Raw genomic sequence first — 24,234 nt, 5'->3', positions numbered from 1 at the left:
CTACAAGCCCAATTGGGTGGGCGTGGTTCTCACGCAGAGGAGTGCCGGGGGCCTGCCGTTCGAGACGCGAGGTTACGTCTGGAAGGGGTACCTGCGGTAACCCCTGAGGTCTGATCGTGTGACCCTCTTCCGCTGCGGCGGTGGGGGGTCACATGCATATTCGGCATTACCTTCCGGATGGCCGGTTTTTATTAGGTGGAATCGGTTGGGCGCTCGATTTTACTGGGTGGAATGCCCGGGAATTGCCCAAGGACAAATGCTTGCGCCGTCGTTGATCTGACTGCTTGGCTGGTTGGCTCGTCGGTGGTGAGGCGGGTGTTTGGGAACTGCACGAAGAGCGGGGGTGCATGGCCGTGAATGCGGCGGAACGCTGGGATGAAGAGGATGATGATGCCGTGTGGGTGCGGGGCGGCGACTACCTGACCGGTTGGCGCGCGGCGGAAGAGGCGGCAGCGGACTTCAACGCAGCGGCGGTCAAGGCGGGTTACAGCGCTGATCTTGTTCGAGCGTCCCCCCACGCGGGGCCGTTGGGGGAAGGCGTGGTCTGGCTGTCTCCCACAGCTGTACGGCTGGTGGCGCGGTTGCTGGAGAACACGAATCCGGCCCACAAGGGCGCTGCGTAGTGAGGGAGTTGCCAACGGTCTTCGCGACGAACGGCGCGCCCTCGACTGCCCGCGCTGAGCGGAGCGCCCACACGGTGCTTAGCCGCATCGCGGCAGCAGGGCGCTCCCCCTCAGCCATTTCCTGGCGTTGGTCCGCTCACGCACCTGCATCTGCGACGGTGGCGGTACGGCGGCCAGCCCATCTCCGGGGAAGCAGACGGCGGCCGGAGGTGAGCCTCCCCACTCCTCTCCCGTAGCCAGCCTTTGTTACAGCACAACCGATTCCCTGAACACGGCAGCGGTGGCGCCACGTAAGCCGCCCAGCGATGCCGCAGCATCTGCCGAGATACGAGTCCGGGAAATGGCGCCGGCGGTAGCGGCCTGAGATTGGAGAGTCAGATGGCAATGGGTCGAAACTTAAAAACTCGGCTGGGTAGTGAGGTGCGCATTGAAGAGGATGCCCGGGGAGTGCGGTGGGTTGTTTGCGCTGGCTGCCGCAAACGGATGATTGCTACAGGCTTCGGTTCGCCCCGATCTAAAGCTGAGCGGCACGCGCGAACGTGCCGTCGCTGATGTGAAGCGGCACGTCCCGGAAGGCGTCTCCGCTCGCTACCTGGAGCGCGAAGGGCACGGGGAAAGCCCCCGCCGGTGTGTTGCCGGTGGGGGCTTCGCGCGTCTCAGGTGCGGTGAGGCGATAGGGCGGCGGGGGCCCGGACGGGACCGGCCGAAGGCCGCACGCCCGGCCGGTGCGCCCGGCCGCCCGGCGCGCCGAAGGCGCGCCCTTGAGTAAGTGAAGAAGTTTTACACCGGTCAACTCCGGGTCTGACAGGGGCGCTTGCCCGCTGCCCGCTCCGGGGTGATCCGGTAGGCGAGTCGGGAGCTGGCCGCAGGGGCGTGGAGCTCTTCACAGATCAGCGGACGGTCATCGGTGCCGTACGTGACGCGGTAGGTAATCAGGATGGGGCTCGCATCCGAGAGCCCCAGTACTTGTCGCTCATCCGGTAGCGGCGTCCGTGCGGTCACGAACTCTTGCCACGAGAGATCATGACCGGCGCCGGTGAGATGTGCGTAAATCTGGGGGAGTGGTGCATCTGGCGCCTCGGCCAGGACGGGGATCTCCGACGCTACAGACAACGGGATGATGACCCGCTGTGAGATGCGGGCACCGGTCTCTGAGGTCATGAGGTGATCGGCGCTAAAGGCGTCGTCTGCGTCCTCCTCGGGGCGGCCCAAGAGTTCGGCATGGATGCCGATGAGGTGGATGCGGGTAACGGCGGGCTCCTCCTTCTCCGCCATGTCCGGGACGTCGTAGCGCTTGCCGGATCGGGTGATGGTTCGCTCAAGGGTCGATGCTGGCGGGGTCTGCCTCCTTACAAAGCTTCCGCGGCCGTGGTGGCTCTCCACCAGGCCCATGGTGCGTAGCTCGGCAACTGCCTGCCGCGCGGTGGGGCGGCTGATGCCATAGCGCTCCATGAGTTCGGTTTCGCTCGGCAGCTTGCTGCCGGGCTCGTACTCACCTGCCTTGATTGCCTGCGCAAGTCGGTCGGCGACCTGCATATACATGGCTGTGGGGCGGATCAGATCGTCCGGCATGGATGGCTCCCGTCGGCGTCGGGCTGTCAGTGGCTCGTGGTATGGGCGTGAGTCTGTCACTCGTCAGGATAAGGGGTTGCCTACCACCGTCAAGGCGGCGCATGCTTGGTACTTATCAGGACGAGAGGCGTTCTAGTAAGTGGTTCGCCTGCGTCCCCAACCAAGGAGGCGAACAACCTTGCAAAGCATGCCTATTGACGTGGCTCGGCTCGGGAACTGCCTGTGCGTCGTCCCGCCCGAGGTGCGTGTGAACCCCGAGACCGGAGAAGTACGCAAGGACCGGGACGGCAACAGGATGTACGTCGTCGGCATCTCGGTCCGTCAGAAGGACCGGCGGCGCGCGGACGTGATCGAGGTGTCCGTCCCGGTGGAACCGCGCGGCGTCTCTGAGGGCGTACCGGTGCTGATCGCTGACCTGGTGGCAACTGCCTGGTCCATCGGAGACCGATCCGGGATCTCGTTCCGCGCCTCCGGGATCACCCCGGCCGGACCTCCGACTGGTGCTCCCCCCGGAGCCGGGGCCGGCGCTGCGGGCAATCGCGGGAAGTCGGGTGGTGACGCCTGATGGCTGTACAGGACGTCAACGGCCTGGACGTACGGCGACTGATGACGCATCTGAAGGTGCTGGGCGGCTTGCTGCCCCTGATCGACGTGATTGTCGACGTGCCTACGGTGCGGTGGCTGCTCGACCTGGTGGAGAAGAACGCTGAACTCGCAGCCTTCCACGCTCGGGTGGTGCGGTTGGACCTGGGACGCGATGAAGAGGAGAGCAACTGATGGTGGGCTCTCTGATCGTGTGGTCGGCGTCGGCGCTGCTGATCCTGGGCGTGCTCACGCAACGATGGTGGGATCCCTTGCTCGCCAGATCAGGACTAGATCGGCGGGCGATTCCCTGGCGCTGGTACGTCGTCGGCTTCCCGGCGACTGCGGTCCGGATGCGGTGGCGCTGGAAGCAAGTGTGCCTCGTGAACGATCTGTCCATCAGCCGGAAGCCCACCCGTGCCGTGGTCGGGGACCTGGCTGTGAAGGGCACTGCTCTGCGGCCGATCGCACCGCGGCTCGGGCTGCCTCGGCTGACCAAGACAGGTCTGGTTGTACGCATCCGCTTGAACCCCGGCCAGACGCCCCGGGCGTTCCTGGCAGCATCCGAGGCGTTGGAGCACGCCTGGCGCGTCCACCGCGTACGGATCAGCTCACCGCACCGTGGGGAGCTGATCGTGACGGTGACAGCTGGCGACTCCCTTCATGACAAGGCCATTGACGCTGACCGGCAGCCGGAACCGCTCCTTGCTGCCCGGGTCGGCCGGTTCGAGGACGGCGGCGCATGGGTGCTGGATCTGCGGCAAGTCCCGCACTGGCTCGTGGTCGGTGCCACGCAATCCGGCAAATCAACTCTGCTCGCGGCATGGATCAGCCGTCTGGCTGCGCAGCCTGTGGCACTGGTCGGGATCGACTGCAAGGGAGGCATGGAACTCAGCCTCTTCGAGTCGCGACTGTCTGCCCTCGCTTGCGACCGCCCGCAGGCGGTAGGCCTGCTGACTGCCCTGGTGGCCGAGATGCAGAAGCGCATGGCGGCATGCCGCGCGCTAAGGAAGCGCTCGGTGTACGAGCTGCCTGAGGAGCAGCGGCCCGTGCCAGTCGTGCTCCTGGTGGATGAACTGGCGGAGCTGTACCTGTCGGACGGCTCCCGACAGTCCCGAGACGAAGTGGCGCAGTGCTCAACCCTGCTGCTTCGCATCGCGCAACTCGGCGCGGCCCTCGGCCTGCATCTGATCATTGCCGGTCAGCGGGTGGGCTCGGAACTCGGACCCGGGGTTACGGCCCTCCGCGCTCAGCTGGGGGGCCGGGTAGCGCACCGGGTCAACGATGAGGAAACCGCGAAGATGGCCCTGGGCGATCTGTCGCCGGACGCCATCGAAGTGTCACAGACGATCACTCCCGAGGAACAGGGCGTTGCGGTGACCACAGTTGGCGGCCGATGGATGCGTGCCCGCTCCGACCTGGTCACCACGGAACAGGCCCGATCGGTCGCAGATCACTACGCACACCGAACCCCGGACCTTCCTGCCCTTGTGGGCGCCATGTCGGAGGGAGGGAAAGCGGCATGACAAACCATCTGAGTCAGAACGAGATCTATGGGTTGGTCGTGTTTCTCGGCATTGTCGCTGTGATGCTCGTCCGGTCCGGCGAAGTGCGCTTCTGGCAAGCATTCACGTTCTCGGTAATGGGGTTCTACATCGCCATGACGCCTCTCGGATATGTCGTGGCATGGATCGGCAACTTAATTGCCGGTCTCTTCGGATAGACCCCATATCCCGGACGGAAGGATCGAGGTAGGCCCATGAAAGGGTTTCTCAAGTTCATGGCCCTGGTCGTCGTCATCGGCGTCATCATCGGGTCATGCGGTAAGGGCGTCTGACCAGCACTAGTTGCTGTGCAGGGTCTGACGGGCGTGGCCGGCCAACGTGCTGGGCTGCGCCCGTTCCCGGCGCCACACCTACTTCAGCGCATTCATCGCGTCAGTCCTCCGCCAAGGAACGAATCCCGGACTCCATGCCTCAATCGTCTACCCGTCTGCGCAGTAAGGGAGTTCAACGCTGGGCTGCTACGGCCCGTGAAAGGTCCCCTCCATGCCCATGATTGATGACCGCGGTAACCCATTCACCAACCCCGACGCCCGGCGCTCCGCCCTTGTTCGGGAACAGCGAATGCGGTCCCTCACCGAGACAGAACGCGACATGGTCCGACTGGCTGGCGATCCAGCATTCGCGCGCTGGCTGGAACAGATCCGCAATATCGGAGGTTGTGCTCACCCCATCTACCTCTCCGGCGCCACCATCGTGCGCGATGCCGCATCCGGAGAGATTTTGCAGCACTTCGACACCGCAACCGAACCAGGCGGACGGTTGGCCGTACGGTGTCGCAACAGGAGAGAGACCCGCTGCCAGCCCTGCTCCTACCTGCACGCTGGAGACACGTTCCAGCTCGTCCGCTCCGGCCTTTCCGGCGGCAAGGGAACCCCGGTTGAGATCCGGGATCACCCCCGACTCTTCCTCACCCTCACCGCTCCTTCCTTCGGCAGGGTGCACCGCGCCACAGACGCAGGAATGCAATGCCATCCGCGCCGCAGGGAAGGCGCCTGCGAGCACGGCCGTCCAGTCGGCTGCGGCCTGGTGCACAGCACGGGCGACCCACTGGTGGGGCAGCCCCTCTGTCTTGACTGCTACGACTACACAGAGCACGTTCTCTGGCACGCCCATGCCGGACCACTCTGGAACCGGTTTTGCAATCAGGTCCGGCGGTCGTTGGCCACATCCGCGGGAATCGCGCAAAGCCGGCTGGGGGAGCACGCCCGGCTGTCCTTCGCCAAGGTCGCGGAGTACCAGCGCCGTGCCGCAGTGCACTTCCACGCCGTGATACGGCTCGATGGCCCGAGCGGCCCGGACGCGCCGCCTCCTGCATGGGCGAACGCCGGTCTGCTGGAAGCGGCCGTCTGTGAGGCAGTAGCCGCGGTGGCGGTGTCAGCCCCGTACTCGCCTGCGGTAGGGGAACGGGTCATGAGGTGGGGCACTGAGTTCGAGGTCCACCCGATCCGTGCGTTCAATGATGACTCGCCCGTGACCGACGATCGCGTTGCCGCCTACGTCGCTAAGTACGTCGGCAAATCTGTGGCGGAGACCGGCGGCTCTGACACTCCGCTCAGCTCGTCTGCTGAGATTCCGTACGCGGCTTCATCCGCTCATGTGCGGGCACTGATGACGGCGTGCTGGCGCCTCGGCGGGCTGCGCGAACTGGAGCCGTTGAGACTCCGGGCCTGGGCTCACGCGCTCGGCTTCAGGGGACACGTCCTCACCAAATCCCGGCGGTACTCGACTACGTACGCAGCTCTTCGGGCTGCTCGCGCGGACCACTGGCGTCAAGCGGCTGACGGTGGATCAGGAGGCTCAAATGGCGGGACCGTCACAGAGGCCATGTGGCGATACGTCGGGTCGGGGCACACGCTCGCCGAAGCTGAGATTGCAGCGGGCATCGCCGAAGATCAAGCACAGCTAAGAGAGATCGCGAAGGAGCAAAAGGAGGGCTGGGAGGGGAGGGACCTCGATGGGCCAAGACCATAGGCAGCCTGTCGACCCTCCCGTTGATGGCCCTGCGTCGACTGCTACGGATGATGTGGAATCGTCCATTGATAGGTGGGCGGCGGCACACGCGAAAGCTGCCCCCCGCCTGGGCGAGGGACAGCTAGAAGCGCTACGAGAGTTGTTTCAGTGAGGCGTCCGGAAGACTGGTTCCAAGAGTGCGGGATCGAACTTCCCTCCGCGTGCGCGACCCTTCGGGAGAGGATGGATGATGACTGCCTGTAGCACTGTCGCTGTCGCCTGCCGCTTCTGACGCATGTCGAACTCTTCCCACTTTTCTTTTGTGAAACCGGCGAGAAAGTTCCTTGCGGTCTGCTCTGTATAGAACTCGTTTCGATCTTTCTGTGACTCGGAGATCTGCGCATCGTTGCTGTCGCGGAATTCGATGTATTCAGCGAGGCTGAATGCCCCACTGTCGTAACTGTCTTTGATCTCCTGTCGTTTGGCCAGTAGGAAATTAAGTGTGTCTTCCCCGTACCACTTCTCTTCATTCGGCGCCATAGCGGAGAACTGATCTTCCAGTACCTTGATGACGATAAGCTCGATAGCCTTATCGACATAGTCGGACCGTCGGCTAACCCGGTAACAGCGAGGGTCGCCGCATCGATAGCGATCCTGTTTATTTGTGCCAGTCGGGCCCATGCCTTTCATCTTGGCTAGGCACATCTTCCCTTCTTCGTTCACGTACCCGCACCGTGCGATATTGGTCAAATAGAAGCGGCGGGTAGCCTCTGCCAGAGTTCGGTAGTCCTTCTTGCCTTCTCGTCGCACCTTTTCGCGATAGCGGCTCGCTGCTGTGTCTCCTTTGAGGTTGAACCACACGTTGCAACGCGTAATGAGCTTGTGCCACTCTTCCGGAGTGCAGATGGTTTCCCATTTTCCTGCCACGGGCTCTCCGGTCTTTGGGTCACAAACCAATTCGCCGTTGATTACTCGATATCCACAGAGTGCCGGGTTTGTGAGCATGTACTGAACTGGTGTCACTGCCCAGGGATTTCCCTTGGTGGTGAGGAAACCGCTCTTGTCCAAATACTCGACGATGGATGACCATTTCTTCCCCGTCAGGGCCATCTTGACGGCTTTTCGGAGCACTGGTGATTCTTTCGGGTGCAGTTTCTCGTTAACCAAACGGCCCGACTTCGGGTCGGCCCCTAGCCAGCCAAAGCGGCGAGGTCCCGAGGGCTTCCCTTCAAGCGCGTGGTCACGCACGTTGCGCTTAACCCGGCGCTTGACCCTCACAACCTCACGCTCTCCCATGGCTGAGGTCAACAGGCCCCGGATCATTTCAGCGTCACTGTGAACGTCCAGGACGGTCTTCGTATCGGTTACCCCATACAGTCCGCGCTCGTCCACGGTAAGTGCGCGGTGCAACCGAAGGTAGTCTTCCGGGAGTCGTACAACTCGCTCTTCTTCTACGACGAACACACCGTGGACGGGGTAGCCTTCCTCGGTCCTGCGGGCCCGTAGATCTCGTACGAGGCGGAGGAATGCCGGCCTTTCGATATCCGGATCGGCGGCCGTGATGTGGTTGTCCGTGTAGCGGTAGACGATGGCGCATCCGTGTCGCTCCGCCATCTCGTCGCAGTTGCGGTGCTGGCGGCCAACTCCCTTTTCCTGGCGCCTGTCTTGGGTGATGCGTGCGTATGAACAGCACGGCTTGCGGTCCCCAAGCCACTCCTCGAAGGCCTGTCCGTCGGCAAGTGCCCGTTGTAGGTCGGGGTGCAACTGCCACTTGGAAGAGGGCTTCACCACTGGTAGCCTCCTGACTGAAGGTCAAGTACCTAAGTGATAGTAGCCAGTCAGTTACATGGTCCCGTTCGTCGCCGCCGGCGGTCTGCTGATCGCGCTCGCCTTCGCCATCGGCGGCTACACGATCAACAAGGCACCGTCCGTCGCCGACCACTTCCTGTGGACCGAGTCCGCCAGCTGGGCGGCGCTGCTCTTCCAGATCGGCGGTGTCGCCTTCGGCTTCCTCGTCCCCGTCCTGGCCGGCTTCATCGCGTACGGCATGGCCGACCGGCCCGGCCTGGTCCCCGGATTCGTCGGCGGAGCCATCGCCCTCACCATCAACGCGGGCTTCCTCGGCGGTCTGATCGCCGGCCTGATGGCGGGCGGCGTGGTGATGGCGATCCAACGGGTCCGCATCCCGGCGCCGTTGCGCGGCATCATGCCGGTCGTCGTCATCCCGCTGCTGTCCTCGGCGCTCGTCGGCTTTCTGATGTTCCTCGTGGTCGGCAAGCCGATCGCCGCGCTCCAGAAGGGCCTGACCGACTGGCTGTCCGGCCTCTCCGGCGCCAACGCGATCATCCTGGGCGCGCTCCTCGGCCTGATGATGTGCTTCGACCTCGGCGGCCCGCTGAACAAGGTCGCCTACACCTTCGCGATCGGCGGCCTCGCCAACCCCAACGAGGGCAGCCTGAAGGTGATGGCCGCGGTGATGGCGGCCGGTATGGTGCCGCCGCTGGCGATGGCGCTGGCCACGACCGTACGCGGCCGGCTGTTCACCAAGGCCGAGCGGGAGAACGGCAAGGCGGCCTGGGTGCTGGGCGCCTCTTTCATCACCGAGGGCGCGATCCCGTTCGCCGCCGCCGATCCGCTGCGCGTCATCCCGTCGGCGATGGCCGGCGGCGCGATCACCGGCGCCCTGTCGATGGCCTTCGGCTGCACCCTGCGCGCCCCGCACGGCGGCATCTTCGTGGTCCCCCTGATCGGCCAGCCGCTCGTCTACCTGCTCGCCATCGCCGCGGGTACGGCCGTCAGCGCCGGTCTGGTCATCCTCCTCAAGGGCCTGCGCAAGCCGTCCCCCGACCGCACGGCGGACACCTCGGCCGCCGACAACTCCGAGGTGACGGTCGCCGCCTGACGCGCCCCTCCAGGTGCTCGGCTCACCTGGGAGCCGCATTGCCAGGGGGCCGGCCGGACGTCAGCCCTTGCTGCGCAGATGGGCGATCTGTTGCCGGGAGAGCTCGACGGTGCGCCGCATGTGCCGGTACAGCAGGGCCAGTTCGTCCTCGGTGTAGTCGGCGAACATCGCCCGCCATCCTTCACCCAGCTCGGCCCACAGCTCCGAGAGGTCCCGCATCGCCTCCGGGACGGGCTCCACCAGGACCCGGCGGCGGTCGGCCGTGTCGCGGCGCCGGACCACGTAGCCGGCCTTCTCCAGACGGTCGACCAGCCGGGTCGCCGAGCCGCTGGTCAGACCGGTGAGTTCGGCGATCCGGCCGGTGGTGAACGGGCCGGGCTCGGCGGTCAGCAGGTTGAGGCACTGGACGTCGGTGGGATGCAGATCGAGATGGTCCGCGACAGCCTGATTGAACATGACGTACGAGGCCAGGTATCGGCGGGACTCCTGCTGAAGATCGTCGATCCGCATGGATGTCCTCCAAAATTATCTGCGCGACGCAGTGACTGCGCTGTACGGTTACAGCATGACGAAGGAATTCTATCGGCCCGTGGTGGCCGTCGCCGGAGCCACCGGCGCCCAAGGCGGCGCTGCCGCCCGCTCGCTGCTCGACCAGGGCTTCCAGGTCCGCGCCCTGACCCGCACCCCCGACTCGGCCGCCGCCCACGCTCTGCGGGCCCTCGGCGCCGAGGTCCTCGCGGCCGACTTCGACGACACCGAGTCGCTGGAAGCCGCCCTGAAGGGTGCCGACGCACTGTTCGCGATGTCCACGCCGTTCGGCTCCGACCCGGAGACCGAGGTCCGGCAGGGCATCGACCTGCTGGAGGCCGCCCGCGGTGTCGGGCACATCGTGTTCACCTCGGCCGCCCACGCCGACCGGAGCACGGGCATCCCGCACTTCGACAGCAAGTACCGCATCGAGCAGCACCTACGAGGGCTGAGTGTGCCGTGGACGGTCCTCGGTCCGGCCGTGTTCATGGACAATTACCTGGTCGAGTTTTCGCTCGAAGGTCTGCGTGAAGGCCGGTTCGCCCTGCCCGTGCCGGCCGACCGGCCGCTGACGCTGATTCCCGCACGGGACATCGGTGCCTTCGCCGCCCATGCCCTCGCGCGGCCCGAGGAGTTCGCGGGCCGGCGCATCGACATCGCCTCAGACGAGCTGACCTGCCCGGAGATCGCGCAGGCGCTGACCGGCGTGTGCGGCAGGCCGATCGTTTTCGAGCGGATGCCGATTGCCCGCGTCGAGGCGTACTCGGCCGACCTTGCCGCGATGTTCCGCTACTTCACCGAGGTCGGCCTCGATGTGGACGTGGACGCGTTGCGGCGCGACTTTCCGGAGATCGGCTGGCAGCGCTTCGACACCTGGGCGGCCGAGCGCACCTGGCCGGTCAACTGAGTCCGAGCGACCAGCAATCTGACGGCCTGTCAGTCCCGGGCGGGGGCGATGTTACCCGCCCGTTAGTGGATCCTTAGCAGCGGCGACGAGAGTCATGGGTGTCACGCCGAACGGCCTCACTCCTCACTCATCACGCCTCAGCTCGGGGGAATCACATGTCGCTCTCCACTGCCGCTCTCCGCCGCGGTCGCCGGGTCCTCGCCGCCTCGCTCATCGCCGCGGCGGCGCTCTCGCTGACCGCCTGCCAGGACGGGGAGCGCAAGGCGGCGCCCGCGCCCTCCGCCGTCGCCAGCGGCCCCGTCGCCCCGGACGGCGGCGCGAAGCCGGGAGCCTCGGCCTCCGGGGGGTCCTCGGGCGGGCAGCAGAAGGGTGGCGGGTCCGGTGCCGCGGAGGGCAAGGGGGCGTCGCGTACCGGGGCGGGCTCGGGGCAGGCCTCGGCGGGCGGCGGGGCAGGTGCGCAGGGCGGTGCGTCCGCCGGGCGCAAGGGTGTCGGCGGCACCTGGACCGGCACCCTGAAGTGGCTCAGCGAGGACAAGCTCACGGTGGCCCCCAAGAGCGGTATGGAGCAGGCCTTCTACCTCACCGACAGCACCAAGGCGCTCGGCGCGGCAGCGCTCTGCGAGGCGTCCGACGGCCGGGTCCACACGGACGGCTCCGGCTACGGCACCACCCCCTGCACCCTCGCCGACCTGCGCAAGGCGGCCCGGCTGGGCACCGTCGAGGTACGGGTCACGGTGGTGGACGGCGCCGCCACGAAGGTCGTCGAGCACTACCGCCCGTGAGTCAGGCCCCTGCGCCGGCGGTACGCACCTCAAGGTAAGTACGCACTGAAAAGTGGGTACTTGTCCGGTGCGGGACTCCCGTCAAGACTGAGACAGCGGCCGCCGGATCTGACCGGCGGCCGCTGAATTGCGTACCGGAGATGGGGAGTTCAGTCGTGGCGAGGGTGGAGAAGAGGGTGCGGAGCGTTGCGGTGCTCGGCCTGGGGAGCATGGGGGCCGCGCTGGCCGGGGCGCTGCTGGCGGCCGGCCATCGGGTGACGGTGTGGAACCGGACGCCCGGCAGGGCGGACGGGCTCGTGGAACGGGGTGCGCGGCGCGCCGGTTCGGTGGCCGAGGCGGTCGTCGCCGCTGAGGTGGTCCTCGTCTGCATCCTCGATTACGCCGATATCGGGCCCCTGTTGGAGCAGGGCGGCGGGCCCGGGATATGGCAGGGGCGGGTGGTGGTCAATGTGACCAATGGGTCGCCCGAGGAGGCCCGGGCGATGGCGGAACGGGTGGGTGCGCTCGGCGCCGGTTACCTCGACGGCGGCATCATGGCCGTACCCGAGCTCATCGCGAGCCCCGAGGCCTTCGTCCTCTACAGCGGCCCGCGGGAGGCCTTCGACGCCCACCGGGAACTGCTGGACACCTTCGCCCGCAGCGTCCATCTCGGGGCGGACCCCGGCCTCGCGGCGCTCCACGATCTCGCGCTGCTCAGCGCCATGTACGGGATGTTCGGCGGCTTTGCGCATGCGGCCGCCCTGGTGCGTTCGGCGGGCGGCTCGGTCGCGGAGTTCACCACGACGCTGCTGCTGCCGTGGCTACGGGCGATGACCGGCGCGCTGCCCGCGATGGCGGCGCAGACCGACACCGGCGACTACGCCGTCACCGGCTCCCCGCTCGCCATGCAGGTCTCGCACGACAGCATCGGTGCGGTCAGCCGGGCGCAGGGCGTCAGCCCGGAACTCTTCACGCCCCTGTTCGCGCTGATGGAGCGGCGGGTGGCGGACGGTCACGGGAGCGAGGGGTTCGCCGGGGTGATCGAGCTGCTGCATCCACGCTGAGCCGGCCGCCTCGGCCGGGCCGCCTCAGTCGGCGGTGGTGGCGGCGAGGAAGAGCGACCAGGCCGGGGCGGGGAAGGCGAGCCGGGCCGGGCTGCCGGGGTGCCGGGAGTCCCGGATGTGGACCCGGGAGCCGTCCGGTTCGAGGGCCATCTCCAGACAGGCGGTGCCGTCGTCGCTGTAGCTGGACCGGTGCCACATCAGCTCGTCGCTCATGGTCCCCCGCCTCCCCGCCGTTCCCGTACGGCTGTCCGGAACGACGGTCCCGCGCGGGCCGCCCGCCGTCAACCGGCACTCCACCCGGTGCAGTTATCACGCCATGGTCATCCTGCGCAGGCGTACGAAACGGCGGTGGCCGGCCCGGAGAAGGGCCGGCCACCGCCGTGTGGGCGCGGTGCGGGTCAGACCGCGCTGCCCGCCTTCCAGTCCGACCACGACAGGTTCCAGCCGTTGAGGCCGTTGTCCGGCTGGACCGTCTTGTCCTTCGAGTTCTTCACGACGACGACATCGCCGATCAGCGACTCGTTGAAGAACCACTTGCCGTCGGTGTCGCCACCGCCGCCCTTCTGGTCCCGCAGACCGACGCAGCCGTGGCTGGTGCCGGCGTTGCCGAACACGGAGGGGTCACCCCAGTAGTTGCCGTGGATGAAGGTGCCGGAGGTCGACAGCCGCATGGCGTGCGGCACGTCGGGGATGTCGTACTCGCCCTTGCCGTTCTCCTTCTTGAAGCCGACCGTGGAGCCGTCCATCCGGGTCTGCTCGAACTTCTCCGAGATCACCATCTGGCCGTTGTACGTGGGGTTCTCGGGGCTGCCACCGGAGATCTTGATGGTCTTGTAGGTCTTGCCGTCCCGCTTGACCGTCATGGTCTGGGTGTTCATGTCGACAGTGGAGACCTGCGAGCGGCCGATGGTGAAGGAGACCGTCTTGGACTGGACGCCGGTGATGCCGTTGCCGCCCTTGACCCCGTCCAGGTCGATCTTCATGGTGACCTTGGAGCCGGCCTTCCAGTAGTCCTCGGGACGGAAGTCCAGGCGCTGCGCGCCGAACCAGTGGCCGACGACCTCCTGGCCGCTGCTGGAGGTCACCGTGATGTGGGACTGGACGTCCTTCTTGTTGGTGATCGCCTTGTCGAAGTTGAAGGACACCGGCATGCCCACGCCGACGGTCTTGCCGTTGTCGGGGGTGTAGGAGCCGATGAAGCTGTTGGCCGAGGAGACCGTCGTGAAGGAGGCGTTCTCGGTGGCGGCCCGGCCCTTCGCGTCCTTGGCCTTCACCACGATCCGGTACTTGGTGCCGCGCTCCAGCTGGACGCCGGGCTTCCAGGACGTGCCGTCGGGCGATATGGCCCCGGCGACGTCCTTGCCGGAGTCCGCTTCGGTGAGCTTCACCTCGGTCAACTTGCCGCCGGTGACCTTCACACCGGTGTCGTTGATGCTGGCGTTGGTGGCGCCGTCCTTCGACGAGACCTTGATCTTGACGTCGGAGGCGTTCTTGGCGGCCGCGGCATCCGCGCCTGCCTGGCCGTTCTTGTCGTCGTCATTGCCGCCGGCCGAAGCGTCGCCGCCACAGGCGGACAGTGCCAGCGCGCCCGCCGCGAAGAGGGCGGTCACCGCCATCGTGCGGCGCATCCGGCGCGCCCGGCGCGGTGCGCCCGGCACCTGCTGCTCGGCCGGCTGGAGGAGCTGGTGCGGGGTGCGGGACCGAGCGGGCGCGGGGTTGTCCGGCGATGTCACGAGCTGCTCCATACAAGGGTGTTGTGATTCCGTGCTGGTAAACAGCACCTACGAGCGGATTTGGTTGCGGGTTCGGCCTGGTTGTGACCAAGGTCACATGCGCGGGGGCAGGGGGTGGTCGGCCGGTCCCGACAGCCAGGTTCGCAGCGCGGTGCCGTGTTCGTCCAGGCCGGGTGGGGCAAAGGGTTGGGTCACCGGCGTGTCCGAGAGCCGGAGCGGGCTGGTGACTTGCGGGATACGTCCCTCGCCGACCGGTGTGACCGGGTCCAGTCCGAGCCGCGCCGCCAACTCCAGGGCCTGGGAGACCGTATTGACCGGACCGCACGGAACCGAGGCCGCGGTCAGCCGCTCGGCCCACCCCTGCGGGGTGTCGGCGGCCAGCAGGGCTTCCAGTGCTTTGATGAGATCCGTCCGGTTCTGCACCCGGTCCTGATTGCGGGCGAACCGGGCGTCCCCGGCCAGCTCCGGCGCGCCCAGCGTCTCGGCCAGCGCCCGGAACTGACGGTCGTTTCCCACCGCCACCGCGAGCAGCTGCCCGTCGCGGCACACCAGCGTCTCGTACGGGGCGATGCTCGGATGGCGATTGCCCATCGGGCCCGGATCGTGGCCGGTGGCCAGATGACCTGACGCCTGATTGACCAGGGAACCCAGCAGGGAGGAGAGCAGATTCACCTCCACCAGCTGGCCCCGGCCGGTGCGCGCGCGGTGGTGCAGGGCCGCGAGGATGCCGGTGGCGGCGTCCTTCGCGGTCAGTACGTCCACCAGCGCCACCCCCGCCTTGAGCGGGGTGCCGCCGGGCTCGCCGGTGATGCTCATCAGGCCGCCGACGGCCTGGACGACGAAGTCGTAACCGGGCAGCTGCGCGCCGGCGCCGGAGCCGAACCCGGTGATGGTGCAGTGCACCAGGCCCGGATGGGCGGCGCGGGTGGCGGCGGGGTCCAGGCCGTACTTGGCCAGCGAGCCAGGGCGGAAGTTCTCGATGAGTACGTCGGCCCGGCGGGCCAGTTCGCGCGCCGCGGCGGCGTCCTCCGGATCGGCCAGGTCCAGGGCCAGCCCGCGCTTGGAGCGGTTGGCGGCGTCGAAGTACGCGGCGGTCCCCTCCGGGGCGAACGGCGGGCCCCAGGCCCGGGTGTCGTCGCCGGTGCCCGGCCGCTCCACCTTGATCACCTCGGCGCCGAGGTCGGCGAGCGTGCCGGCGGCCAGCGGCCCGGCCAGCACCCGGCTGAAGTCGGCGACGAGCAGGCCCTCCAGGGCACGGGAGGGCGGGGCGGCGGTGACGGGCGGCTGCGGGCGCTGAACGGGCGGCTGCGGCACGTACGTACTCCTCAACGTCGCGGGCGGTGTGCCCGTCATCGTCGGTCCCCTCTTGCGGCGGGGGAAGCCGCCGGGGTGTCCAACGGGGCGGGCCGGACCCTGCCGGGGCGGCACCCCGGCGCCGGCTCACCGCCAAGTATGAGCCGGAAATGTGGCGAAATGTCATAGGAGATGCGTCACTTAGGGACTTAAGTCCCTAGATCCCCTGTCCGAAGCGCCGCCGTGTGGTGTCTACTGGCTGCAAGCCAGCGCCTCATCCGTCCGGGAGGACCCCATGCTTCCCTCCGTATCGATTCTGCAGCAGCTCGGCCTCGGCATGCTGTGTGCGATGGCCGTCGTCTGGGCCGTGGTGATGACCAGACTCCTGCGGCGGGGACGGTACGAGGCGGCGATGCGCCGGGACCGCCGGGAGATGCGGCTGCGCTACGGGCGCGGCCCGTCCGCGCCGTCCGCCGGCCCGCTGCCCGAGGCGCCGGAGCTGCTCGGCTCCGTGCCGCGGCAGACCGGACCGGCCGGCCCGCCGTCGGAGTGTGTGGAGCTCAGCGCCGCGGAGCGCGCGGCGTTCGAGGGACTGGTACGGCAGTTGACCAGCCGCAGCTGATCAGCGGCCCGGCCGCAGATTCAGCAGCGCCAGCGCGGTCAGCATCTGCACCGACACCGCCGCCGTGGACTTCCACGTCGACAGATGGTGCTGGCCCCGTATCAGCAGCACCGCGAGGACGTAGCCGAAGCCCCAGGTCGTCCAGGTCACGGCCTGGACGAAGGTGGACTCGGCCGGCAGCAACGCGGCGATCACCAGCCGCGGCAGATCCGTCACCCAGAAGAGCACGATGAACAGGCTCGCGGTCGGCGCGAAGCGGCCGTTGCCGCCGAGGGTGCGGGCGATGGCGTGGGTGACCACGCCCAGCGCGAGACTGGCGGCCAGCACGCCCGCCCCGGCGATCCCGGCGAGCTGGAGCGCCGCCGTACGGTCGGCCGCCCACTGCCCGCGCAACGCGTCCGCCGACACCACCCCGATGCCGCCGCTGATCAGCGACAGCAGCACCGCCGCGCTCCACGCGCTGCGGTCCCGGGCCTCGTCCATGACGTCCACCGGCCGGTACCAGAGCCCGAATATCAGCCGGTGCCACCACAGTCGGCGGCGTGGTGCGGGCTTGCGGGGGGCCTGCTGGACGAGGGTGGGCGGTGGCGGCTGCGGAGGCTGGGAGGGGGGCGGTGCGGACATATGGCCGTTCTACCACCGGCCGATCATGGCCGAGGCGGGGGCGTCGGCCGGGGGCACGGCAGGGTTGACCGCGCAACGGCCGGACCCGGCACGGCGCGCGCGGGGTGAGCGGGCGGGACGGTGGTCGCGTCGGGGTGGGCCGGGGCCGGTGCCGGATGAGACGCTGTGCCGGTGACCTTGGGGACTTCGGAGCACGACGAGGCGCACGGCGGCGGGCTCGGCAGCCGGCTCAACTGGCTGCGGGCCGCGGTGCTCGGCGCCAATGACGGCATCGTCTCCACCGCCGGACTGGTCGTCGGTGTCGCCGGCGCGACCGACGACCGCGGCGCGCTGTTGACGGCGGGGCTGGCCGGACTGCTCGCCGGGTCGCTGTCCATGGCGGCCGGCGAATATGTCTCGGTCTCCACCCAGCGGGACTCCGAGAAGGCCGCGTTGGCGCTGGAGAAGCGGGAGCTGGCCACCGAACCGCAGGCGGAACTCATCGAGCTGACCCAGCTGTTGGAGGGCAAGGGGCTCGACGGGCAGCTGGCCCGGGAGGTCGCCGAGCAGCTGACCGAGCACGATGCGCTGCGCGCCCACGCGGAGGTCGAGCTGGGCATCGACCCCGACGAACTCACCAACCCGTGGCATGCGGCCGGGGCCAGCTTCCTCGCCTTCACCGCGGGCGCGCTGCTGCCCCTGCTGGCGATCGTGCTGCCGCCCGCCGGGCAGCGGCTGTGGATCACCGTGGTGGCGGTGCTCGGCGCGCTGGCGCTGTGCGGGTGGAGCAGCGCCCGGCTGGGCGCCGCGCCGGTACGGCGGGCGGTGCTGCGCAACGTGGGCGGCGGGGCGGTGGCGATGGCCGTCACCTACGCCGCGGGCTCGGTACTGGGCGCCGTCGGCGTCTGACCCGGGCCCGCCGCCGGATCAGCCGCCCGCGTCCGGGTACAGCTCCCGGTACGACGGGAACAGCCCGCCCGGCCCGTCCACCGTCTCCGCCGCCAGGGCGGCCCGCACCACCGCGCGGGTCAGCACGTCCGCGCCGGCGGCCAGGACGTCGTTGAGCGCACCGGCCTCCGCATGGACGCCGAACGCCGGATCCGCCGGGGCCCCTTCGGGGGTGAGCGGGCGGGCGCCGGTGGACAGCGCGAAGACCGTGTCGCCGTCGGAGAGCAGGTGCACCGGCCGTATGGCGCGGGCCAGACCGTCGTGGGCGGTGCCGGCGAGCTTCTGGGCCTGGGCGCGGGTGAGCGCGGCGTCCGTGGCCACCACGGCGAGCGTCGTATGGAGCGGCGGGCGGACGGAGGCGGCCGAGCGGGCCCGGGAGATCTCCTTGGCCTCGGCCAGCCGGCGCACCGCGGTGGCGTGCACCTCGGCGGGCGGCAGCGTGACGGGACCGTCGTAGAGCCGGCCGTAGAGCGCGCCGGTGCGCGGGTCGACGAAGGAGCCCGCGGCGTTGACGGCGGCGAGCGCGGCGACGGTGGCGCCGGAGGGCAGCACCGCGCTGGCGGTGCCGATACCGCCCTTGACGCCGCCGGCCACCGCGCCGGTGCCGGCGCCCGTGTTGCCCTGGGCGACCGGTGCGCCGGGGGTGGTGGCCGCGGCGGCCTCGGCCGCGGCCCGGCCCAGCGCGGCATCCGGCCGGGCCCGCCAGTCGCCGCCGCGGCCCAGGTCGAAGAGGGCGGCGGCCGGGACGACGGGCACGACCTGGGCGGGGTCGGGCCCCACCCGGAAGCCGCGGCCCCGCTCCTCCAGCCAGCCCACGACACCGGACGCGGCGTCAAGCCCGAAGGCGCTGCCGCCGGTCAGCACCACCGCCTCGACCCGTTGGACGAGATTGCGCGGATCGAGCGCATCGGTCTCGCGGGTACCGGGGCCGCCGCCGCGTACGTCGACAGCCGCGATCGCGCCGCCCTCGGGGGCCAGCACGACCGTGGTGCCGGTCAGCCGTCCGCCGCCGGTGTGCTGCGCATGGCCGACCCGCAGCCCCAGGACGTCGGTCAGGGCGTCCCGCGGCCCCACGGGGTGCGGCCCGGCGCCGGTCCGCTCAGTAATCGGCCGGTCCCATCACGACGACCGGGTGCAGGTCGGGGTCGAGGGTGCGCAGCAGCTCCCGCATCACCTTGGGCTTGAGGCTCACACAGCCCTGGGTGGGGCCGTCGTGGTCGACATGCAGCCAGACGCCGCCGCCCTTGGCATCGCCCCAGGGGCGATGGGGGTCCAGCGGGGAGGTGCCCGGCTCCCGGTTGTAGTTGATGGCGATGACGTAGTCGAAGGCGCCGGCCAGCGGCTCGCCCTCCACACCGGTGCCGTCGGCGACGAAGCTGTCGTTGTGGTCGTAGGGCAGTTTGGTGCCGTCGGGCGCGGGCAGCCGGCCGCCGGCATCGGTGAGGCTGTAGACACCGATGGGGGAGCGCAGATCGCCGTAGCGGTGATCGTCGGTCCAGCCGTGGGCGGCATTGTGCGCGGACCAGGTGGGCCCCGGCTCCCAGTCGTCCGAGCCCTCCTCACGGGTGTAGAGGACGACCCGGGATTCGAAGGAGTCCATGTCCTTGCCGGTGACGACCAGCACCTGCCGGCTGTCGGCCGGTATCCGCTTACGGGCGGCGTCGCTGAGCCCGGGGATCGGCCCGCCACCGGGCGGGTTCGGTGCGGCGTTCGGGGCGGATTTTGCCGCGACGGCGGGAGTGCGTGGCGTGTCCGGGCCGGAAGCCGTCGTGGACGTGGTGCTCTTGGCGTCGGTCCGGCTGTCGTGGTCGTCGCCCGATGCCGGCCACGCCCACAGGGCGGTGCCGACCAGGGTGGAGAGGGCGAGACCGCTCACGGCCTTGCTGCGCCGGGACAGTCTCGTCCATGCGCGGGACTGAGCATGGCGGGCCATGGCTGGCGTCTCCTCCAGATACGGACGGCGGGCGGCCCCAGGGGCTTCCCTCAGGAGGCCTCCCTGTCATAAAAAGGGCAATCTGCACCCTACCGCGTCTGCGTCGACGCGCCTCCGGGGGCCTTGGTGAACGACGGGGAACAAGAGCGCGAATCCTTGAGAAGTAGGGGCCATTGGTGGGTAATTGACGGGGAATGGGATGGCGGCCGGGCGGACACTGCCCTGGTGACGGGCGCTTTCCGGGCGGACCGGAAGATGGCCGAATCTGATACGGAATCAGAGTGACAAGGGGGCCTGTACGGCCGTTCGGCACGCTTATGGAGGAGCGGCCGGGCGGCCCGGTGGAGCCGTAACGGTGGCCCTTCACCCGTCCTGCCCCCGGCCCGCTCGCCGAGACGGGTGACGGTCGGGCCCGGACCACCCTCCCTACTGCTCCAGTGCGGTCCCCTGACGGGCCGTAAGGGTGACGCCCACCGCAACCGCCGCCGCGGCCACCAGGCCGGCCACCGGCACCGCCCACCGCCCGGCGAACGTGCCCGCCAGAACCAGCACGGACGCCACCGGCAGCACCAGCTGCTGGGCCAGGCCGCGCTTCTGATGGCGGGAGTGGATCAGCCAGACGGTGAACATGAACAGGGCGGCGGGCACGGTGACACAGGCGCCCGCCGCGAACACCGTCACATGCGCCTTGTCGAACGCCTGCGCCACCGCCACCTCGATGCCCGCCCCCACCGCGGCCGCCGAGCAGAACACCAGATAGTGGCCGTAGCCCCACAGGAACGCCTGACGGTTCGAGCGCAGGTGCAGATGGATGGGCACCGCGAAGTAGATCCAGTACGCGGCGAACACCACCAGCAGCCCCCCACCCGCGAGCGGCAGCAGGGTGGCCAGCTCCTCCCTGTCGCCCAGCGCCGACTGCACGGCCACGGAGGCCGCCGCGACCGTCTCGCCCAGCACGATGATGGTGAACAGGCCGTAGCGCTCGGCGATGTGACGCGGATGCCAGGTCGTCTGCCGACGGCGCTCGGCCCAGGCGGGAACGGCCAGCTCCAGCAGCCCCACGACCACGAACACCCAGGGCACCGCCCCCTTCGGCAGAAGCAGCAGACCCAGCCAGCCGACCTGGCAGACCGTCACCCCCAAGGCGTAGCGCAGCGCGGTGCCCCGCTCCGCGTCCCGGCTGCCGTGCGCGGCCCGCAGCCACTGGCTGACCAGGGCCAGCCGCATCACCAGATACCCGAACCAGATGACGCTGAAGTCGCTGTCGGCGAAGGCACGCGGCACCCCGGCCGCCAGGATCAGCACCCCCGTGATCTGTACGAGGGTCACCACCCGGTAGAGCGGATCGTCGGTGTCATACGCCGACGAGAACCAGCTGAAGTTCATCCACGCCCACCACACCGCGAAGAACAGCATCAGATAGCCGGAGATGCCGTGCCCCCAGTGCCCCTCGGCCAGCGCATGCGCCAGCTGCCGGCCCGCCTGGGCGACCGCCACCACGAAACACAGGTCGAAGAAGAGCTCCAGCGGGGTGGCGGCCCGATGCTCCTCGTCGCGGCGGCGGGCCCGCATGAGGTCCGGCACATCAGCTCCTCTCGTCGGCCGGCGAGGCCGCCCTCAGTACAGCGCGGGCGCGCAGTGCCGCCAACGAGGGAGCATGGTGTGTCGTACGCGGGCCGCTCCGCCGCCCGGCGACCGCGTCCACCGGACGGCCGCCGTTACTCGGCGACCGCTTCCACGATCGACGGGAAGGCCGACGTCGGCAGCACCCGCGTCAGCCGGAAACCGGCCGCCGACAGCAGGTTCGCGAACTCCTCCGCGGTCCGCTCCTGCCCGTCGACCACCGCCATCATCGCGACGTCCAGGGTCTTGCCGAAGTGCGGGGCGTTGCCCGGCGGCAGCACGGAGTCGATGATCAGCAGCCGGCTGCCCGCCGCCATCGCCGCACGGCAGGTCCGCAGGATGCGCCGGCAGGCGTCGTCCGGCCAGTCGTGCAGCACATGCTTGAGGACATAGACATCGCCGCCCTCCGGCACCGACACGAAGAAGTCGCCTGCCTCGGTACGCCACCGTCCCTTCAACTCGTCGCCGTCCAGCAGGTGATGGGAGAGCGGCGGCGCCTGGTCGAAGAGCACACCGGTCAGCTGCGGATGGCGGCGCAGTGCGGCGCGCAGCAGCCCGCCGCGCCCACCGCCGACGTCCACGACCGTGCCGGTCTCGGGGAAGGGGTAGGTGACCGCCACCGCCTCGTCCACCGGGGCGGACAGCGACGCCATCCCGTCGTCGAAGAGCCGGCGGGCCTCCGGATCCGCCGTCAGATGCTCGAAGAGCGGCGCACCGAAGACCCGCTCGAAGGACGCACCGCCCTCCTGAACCGACTCCGGCATCGCGGCCGAGGTCCGCAGGAACAGCTCGTCGGTCATCATCAGCACGGCGGAGTGCAGCGAATCGGGCACGTCGGTACGCAGCGGTCTGGCGGCCGGCGTCAGCCGGTAGGCGCCCGCGGCGTCCTCCCGGAACAGGCCGCGGGTGGCGAGATAGCGCAGCACACGGCGCAGATGCGGGGCGTGGGTACCGGTCGCGGCGGCCAGCTGCTCGACGGTACGCGGCCCCTCGGAGAGGTGGTCGGCGATGCGGTAGCGGGCGGCGGTGCGTAAGGCGGCGGAGAAGAGATGGCCCATGGCCTGGTCCATCAGATGGGCCGTGATGTCGTGCGGCTCATCGATCGGTCGATGCGGTGAAGTGGCCAACGTCAGCCTCCGGTCCTCGGCTCGGGCCTGCTGGGCGACGGTCGCAGGCGGGCTGATCCACGGTTGCAGCCTGGGGCTGCGGTGTCACGGACAGTGCGAGGACCAACCGCCAACTCCGGCCAGCGGCAGGCCTGCCCGGGGGCGGCCGTGAGCTCGATGCCCGGCGGGCGTTCATGGTCGAATACCCGTATGGGCGAGAGGTGCAGCGAGGGCGAGAGCGGGAGCGGAAGCGTCGGCGAGGACGGGAGCGGGAGCGGGAGCGACATGAACGGAAAGACCGGAGGGGCCGGGGAGACCGGACGGGTCGCGGAGGCCGGGCGTGCCGGGAAGACCGGACGGGCCGGGGAGGACGCTGCCCCCGCTGCCGAGGCCGGCCGTATCGGTGGCTCGCGCGCCACCCCCGACGCCACCCCCGCCGCCGTACTGGCCCCGCTCGACGACCGCCTCCCCGACCTTGAGGCGCTCTACAAAGACCTCCACCGCCACCCGGAACTCGGCTTCGAGGAGACCCGTACCGCGGCCGAGGCCGCCCGCCGGCTGACCGCCGCCGGCTACCAGGTCACCACCGGTATCGCCGGCACCGGCGTGGTGGGCGTCCTGCACAACGGCCCGGGCCCGGTCGTACTGCTGCGCGCCGACATGGACGCGCTGCCCGTCACCGAGAACTCCGGCCTGGAGTACGCCTCCACGGTCCCCGGCCGGATGCACGCATGCGGTCATGACGTCCACGTCACCTGTCTGCTGGGCGCCGCCGACCTGCTCGCCGCCGGCCGAGAGCACTGGTCCGGCACACTGATCGCGCTCTTCCAGCCCGCCGAGGAGGTCGGCAGCGGCGCCCGCGCCATGCTCGACGCCGGCCTCTACAGCAAGGGCCTGGTGCCTACGCCGGACGTGGTGCTGGCCCAGCACGTCGCCCCCTTCGGTGCCGGACTGATCGCCTACTGCCCGGGTGCCTGTATGGCCGCCTCCGACAGCCTGGAGATCACCTTCCACGGCACCGGCGGCCACGGCTCCCGCCCCGAGACCACCGTCGACCCGATCCTCATGGCGGCCTCGTTCGTCCAGCGGGTGCAGTCCGTGGTGGCCCGCGAGGTCGCCCCCAAGGACCGGGTCGTGGTCACCGTCGGCTCGTTCCACGCCGGCGACACCGCCAATGTCATCCCCGACCGGGCCGTCGTACGGCTCAGCGTCCGCACCTTCGACGAGACCGTACGCACCGCCGTGCTCACCGCCATCGACCGGATCGCCCGCGCCGAGGCCACCGCCTCCGGCGCCGAACGCGCCCCCGAAACCGAGTTCCTCGACTCCTTCCCGGTCACCGTCAACGACGCGGCGACCCTCCGCGGCGTCAATGGGGAGTTCGCCGAACTCTTCGGTGAACAGCGCCTGTTCGCCTACGAACCGGCCACCGGCAGCGAGGACGCCGGCCTCCTGGCGACCGCCGCCGGTGCGCCCCTGTACTACTGGTGGCTGGGCGGCTGGGACCCGGAGGAATTCCGGGCGGCGCTGGCGACCGGCCGCCTCGTCCAGGACATTCCCTCCAACCACTCACCACGCTTCGTGCCGGTGGTCCGGCCCACACTCGCGATGGGGGTACAGGCGCTGACTGCGGGGGCACTCAATCGGCTGGCGAGGGGGGTGCCGGGTGGAGCCGCGGCGGATTCGGGGGCGTTGGATTCGGGTGTGTCGGATTCAGGGGCGTCGGATGCGGCGCAGGTTGCTTCGGGCGGCTCGATGACGGGCGGCGGGGGAGTGGGTGGCTCGGCGTCGGGCGGCTCGGGGGCGGATGGGTGACGGCGGGTGGCTCGGCGGCGGGTGGGTGACCGGGGCGGCGAGGCCGATGAAGCTGGCGCTTGCCCGTTCCCTGGCTCGCCCTCTTGTCTGTGCCCTTGCTGTTT

The 24,234-nt window shown here is 69.4% G+C and carries 23 protein-coding genes and 1 pseudogene; 13 read left to right on the top strand and 11 right to left on the bottom strand.

Features of this window, described 5'->3' with window-relative positions:
• Positions 1-347: 347 nt before the first annotated feature.
• Positions 348-623, top strand: coding sequence for a hypothetical protein (locus ACZ55A_RS13260; RefSeq protein WP_468838545.1), 276 nt, complete (start codon positions 348-350; stop codon positions 621-623).
• A 789-nt stretch (positions 624-1,412) separates the two neighbouring features.
• Here ACZ55A_RS13260 and ACZ55A_RS13255 read toward each other — a convergent pair.
• Entirely contained in the window at positions 1,413-2,195 is a 783-nt protein-coding gene (locus ACZ55A_RS13255) for a GntR family transcriptional regulator (RefSeq protein ID WP_468838542.1), read from the bottom strand.
• 187 nt (positions 2,196-2,382) lie between these two features.
• On the opposite strand from ACZ55A_RS13255, the gene ACZ55A_RS13250 reads away from it, so the two are divergent.
• The 5 genes from ACZ55A_RS13250 (at position 2,383) to ACZ55A_RS13230 (ending at position 6,313) form a co-directional block, all read left to right on the top strand.
• Positions 2,383-2,760, top strand: coding sequence for an SCO3933 family regulatory protein (locus ACZ55A_RS13250; RefSeq protein WP_468838539.1), 378 nt, complete (start codon positions 2,383-2,385; stop codon positions 2,758-2,760).
• Entirely contained in the window at positions 2,760-2,972 is a 213-nt protein-coding gene (locus tag ACZ55A_RS13245) for a hypothetical protein (RefSeq protein WP_468838536.1), read from the top strand. The genes ACZ55A_RS13250 and ACZ55A_RS13245 overlap by 1 nt, the downstream gene beginning before the upstream one ends.
• Complete coding sequence (locus ACZ55A_RS13240; RefSeq protein WP_468838534.1) at positions 2,972-4,303, top strand: FtsK/SpoIIIE domain-containing protein; 1,332 nt, start codon at positions 2,972-2,974, stop codon at positions 4,301-4,303. Before ACZ55A_RS13245 ends, ACZ55A_RS13240 begins: the two co-directional genes overlap by 1 nt.
• Positions 4,300-4,500, top strand: a complete 201-nt coding sequence (locus ACZ55A_RS13235; protein ID WP_468838532.1) for a hypothetical protein — start codon at positions 4,300-4,302, stop codon at positions 4,498-4,500. Before ACZ55A_RS13240 ends, ACZ55A_RS13235 begins: the two co-directional genes overlap by 4 nt.
• A gap of 325 nt (positions 4,501-4,825) precedes the next feature.
• Positions 4,826-6,313, top strand: a complete 1,488-nt coding sequence (locus ACZ55A_RS13230; protein ID WP_468838529.1) for a replication initiator — start codon at positions 4,826-4,828, stop codon at positions 6,311-6,313.
• A gap of 144 nt (positions 6,314-6,457) precedes the next feature.
• Here the strand turns inward: ACZ55A_RS13230 and ACZ55A_RS13225 are convergent, their stop codons facing one another.
• A complete protein-coding gene (locus tag ACZ55A_RS13225; RefSeq protein ID WP_468838526.1) occupies positions 6,458-8,083 on the bottom strand; it encodes a recombinase family protein in 1,626 nt (541 codons plus the stop codon).
• A 46-nt stretch (positions 8,084-8,129) separates the two neighbouring features.
• Here ACZ55A_RS13225 and ACZ55A_RS13220 point away from each other — a divergent pair.
• Positions 8,130-9,194, top strand: a pseudogene (locus ACZ55A_RS13220) (PTS fructose transporter subunit IIC); the annotation flags it as partial.
• 60 nt (positions 9,195-9,254) lie between these two features.
• Here the strand turns inward: ACZ55A_RS13220 and ACZ55A_RS13215 are convergent.
• A complete protein-coding gene (locus ACZ55A_RS13215; RefSeq protein WP_468838523.1) occupies positions 9,255-9,704 on the bottom strand; it encodes a MarR family winged helix-turn-helix transcriptional regulator in 450 nt (149 codons plus the stop codon).
• Positions 9,705-9,759: 55 nt separating this feature from the next.
• On the opposite strand from ACZ55A_RS13215, the gene ACZ55A_RS13210 reads away from it, so the two are divergent.
• The 3 genes from ACZ55A_RS13210 to ACZ55A_RS13200 all read left to right on the top strand — a co-directional run bounded on the left by ACZ55A_RS13210 (position 9,760) and on the right by ACZ55A_RS13200 (position 12,454).
• Complete coding sequence (locus ACZ55A_RS13210) at positions 9,760-10,629, top strand: NmrA/HSCARG family protein (RefSeq protein WP_468838520.1); 870 nt, start codon at positions 9,760-9,762, stop codon at positions 10,627-10,629.
• A gap of 155 nt (positions 10,630-10,784) precedes the next feature.
• Complete coding sequence (locus tag ACZ55A_RS13205) at positions 10,785-11,411, top strand: hypothetical protein (RefSeq protein ID WP_468838518.1); 627 nt, start codon at positions 10,785-10,787, stop codon at positions 11,409-11,411.
• 176 nt (positions 11,412-11,587) lie between these two features.
• The gene (locus tag ACZ55A_RS13200; protein WP_468838515.1) at positions 11,588-12,454 is read left to right on the top strand and encodes an NAD(P)-dependent oxidoreductase; all 867 of its coding nucleotides are present in this window, start codon (positions 11,588-11,590) and stop codon (positions 12,452-12,454) included.
• Positions 12,455-12,478: 24 nt separating this feature from the next.
• Here ACZ55A_RS13200 and ACZ55A_RS13195 read toward each other — a convergent pair whose 3' ends face one another.
• The 3 genes from ACZ55A_RS13195 to ACZ55A_RS13185 all read right to left on the bottom strand — a co-directional run bounded on the left by ACZ55A_RS13195 (position 12,479) and on the right by ACZ55A_RS13185 (position 15,501).
• The gene (locus tag ACZ55A_RS13195; protein WP_468838512.1) at positions 12,479-12,667 is read right to left on the bottom strand and encodes a DUF397 domain-containing protein; all 189 of its coding nucleotides are present in this window, start codon (positions 12,665-12,667) and stop codon (positions 12,479-12,481) included.
• Positions 12,668-12,852: 185 nt separating this feature from the next.
• Positions 12,853-14,199, bottom strand: coding sequence for a L,D-transpeptidase (locus ACZ55A_RS13190; protein WP_468838509.1), 1,347 nt, complete (start codon positions 14,197-14,199; stop codon positions 12,853-12,855).
• Between the two features lie 81 nt (positions 14,200-14,280).
• Positions 14,281-15,501, bottom strand: coding sequence for a CaiB/BaiF CoA transferase family protein (locus ACZ55A_RS13185; protein WP_468838506.1), 1,221 nt, complete (start codon positions 15,499-15,501; stop codon positions 14,281-14,283).
• Positions 15,502-15,775: 274 nt separating this feature from the next.
• Between ACZ55A_RS13185 and ACZ55A_RS13180 the strand changes: the two genes are divergently transcribed.
• Positions 15,776-16,102, top strand: a complete 327-nt coding sequence (locus tag ACZ55A_RS13180) for a hypothetical protein (RefSeq protein ID WP_468838503.1) — start codon at positions 15,776-15,778, stop codon at positions 16,100-16,102.
• Here the strand turns inward: ACZ55A_RS13180 and ACZ55A_RS13175 are convergent, their stop codons facing one another.
• Positions 16,103-16,726, bottom strand: a complete 624-nt coding sequence (locus ACZ55A_RS13175; RefSeq protein ID WP_468838501.1) for a Yip1 family protein — start codon at positions 16,724-16,726, stop codon at positions 16,103-16,105.
• Between the two features lie 171 nt (positions 16,727-16,897).
• Here ACZ55A_RS13175 and ACZ55A_RS13170 point away from each other — a divergent pair, with 171 nt between their 5' ends.
• The gene (locus tag ACZ55A_RS13170) at positions 16,898-17,614 is read left to right on the top strand and encodes a VIT1/CCC1 transporter family protein (protein WP_468838498.1); all 717 of its coding nucleotides are present in this window, start codon (positions 16,898-16,900) and stop codon (positions 17,612-17,614) included.
• A gap of 18 nt (positions 17,615-17,632) precedes the next feature.
• Here the strand turns inward: ACZ55A_RS13170 and ACZ55A_RS13165 are convergent, their stop codons facing one another.
• The 4 genes from ACZ55A_RS13165 to ACZ55A_RS13150 form a co-directional block, all read right to left on the bottom strand.
• A complete protein-coding gene (locus ACZ55A_RS13165) occupies positions 17,633-18,727 on the bottom strand; it encodes a P1 family peptidase (protein WP_468838496.1) in 1,095 nt (364 codons plus the stop codon).
• A 25-nt stretch (positions 18,728-18,752) separates the two neighbouring features.
• Positions 18,753-19,586, bottom strand: coding sequence for a L,D-transpeptidase family protein (locus tag ACZ55A_RS13160; RefSeq protein WP_468838493.1), 834 nt, complete (start codon positions 19,584-19,586; stop codon positions 18,753-18,755).
• Between the two features lie 426 nt (positions 19,587-20,012).
• Entirely contained in the window at positions 20,013-21,170 is a 1,158-nt protein-coding gene (locus tag ACZ55A_RS13155) for a low temperature requirement protein A (protein WP_468838490.1), read from the bottom strand.
• Positions 21,171-21,304: 134 nt separating this feature from the next.
• Positions 21,305-22,336, bottom strand: a complete 1,032-nt coding sequence (locus ACZ55A_RS13150; RefSeq protein WP_468838487.1) for a methyltransferase — start codon at positions 22,334-22,336, stop codon at positions 21,305-21,307.
• A 264-nt stretch (positions 22,337-22,600) separates the two neighbouring features.
• On the opposite strand from ACZ55A_RS13150, the gene ACZ55A_RS13145 reads away from it, so the two are divergent.
• Positions 22,601-24,130: an amidohydrolase gene (locus ACZ55A_RS13145; RefSeq protein ID WP_468838484.1), complete on the top strand. Its 1,530-nt coding sequence runs from the start codon at positions 22,601-22,603 to the stop codon at positions 24,128-24,130.
• Positions 24,131-24,234 lie beyond the last annotated feature (104 nt).

It is taken from the genome of Streptomyces sp. NPDC034111, assembly GCF_055575375.1.
The sequence above is the reverse complement of the archived record's forward strand: the minus strand, read 5'-3'. Positions and strand labels throughout refer to the sequence as shown.

Bases quoted from the DNA above. Each gene is read 5' to 3' on its own strand.
- ACZ55A_RS13260 (WP_468838545.1), top strand. From the start codon at position 348: ATGGCCGTGAATGCGGCGGAACGCTGGGATGAAGAGGATGATGATGCC.
- ACZ55A_RS13255 (WP_468838542.1), bottom strand. From the start codon at position 2,195: ATGCCGGACGATCTGATCCGCCCCACAGCCATGTATATGCAGGTCGCC.
- ACZ55A_RS13250 (WP_468838539.1), top strand. From the start codon at position 2,383: ATGCCTATTGACGTGGCTCGGCTCGGGAACTGCCTGTGCGTCGTCCCG.
- ACZ55A_RS13245 (WP_468838536.1), top strand. From the start codon at position 2,760: ATGGCTGTACAGGACGTCAACGGCCTGGACGTACGGCGACTGATGACG.
- ACZ55A_RS13240 (WP_468838534.1), top strand. From the start codon at position 2,972: ATGGTGGGCTCTCTGATCGTGTGGTCGGCGTCGGCGCTGCTGATCCTG.
- ACZ55A_RS13235 (WP_468838532.1), top strand. From the start codon at position 4,300: ATGACAAACCATCTGAGTCAGAACGAGATCTATGGGTTGGTCGTGTTT.
- ACZ55A_RS13230 (WP_468838529.1), top strand. From the start codon at position 4,826: ATGCCCATGATTGATGACCGCGGTAACCCATTCACCAACCCCGACGCC.
- ACZ55A_RS13215 (WP_468838523.1), bottom strand. From the start codon at position 9,704: ATGCGGATCGACGATCTTCAGCAGGAGTCCCGCCGATACCTGGCCTCG.
- ACZ55A_RS13210 (WP_468838520.1), top strand. From the start codon at position 9,760: ATGACGAAGGAATTCTATCGGCCCGTGGTGGCCGTCGCCGGAGCCACC.
- ACZ55A_RS13205 (WP_468838518.1), top strand. From the start codon at position 10,785: ATGTCGCTCTCCACTGCCGCTCTCCGCCGCGGTCGCCGGGTCCTCGCC.
- ACZ55A_RS13195 (WP_468838512.1), bottom strand. From the start codon at position 12,667: ATGAGCGACGAGCTGATGTGGCACCGGTCCAGCTACAGCGACGACGGC.
- ACZ55A_RS13190 (WP_468838509.1), bottom strand. From the start codon at position 14,199: ATGGAGCAGCTCGTGACATCGCCGGACAACCCCGCGCCCGCTCGGTCC.
- ACZ55A_RS13180 (WP_468838503.1), top strand. From the start codon at position 15,776: ATGCTTCCCTCCGTATCGATTCTGCAGCAGCTCGGCCTCGGCATGCTG.
- ACZ55A_RS13175 (WP_468838501.1), bottom strand. From the start codon at position 16,726: ATGTCCGCACCGCCCCCCTCCCAGCCTCCGCAGCCGCCACCGCCCACC.
- ACZ55A_RS13160 (WP_468838493.1), bottom strand. From the start codon at position 19,586: ATGGCCCGCCATGCTCAGTCCCGCGCATGGACGAGACTGTCCCGGCGC.
- ACZ55A_RS13145 (WP_468838484.1), top strand. From the start codon at position 22,601: ATGAACGGAAAGACCGGAGGGGCCGGGGAGACCGGACGGGTCGCGGAG.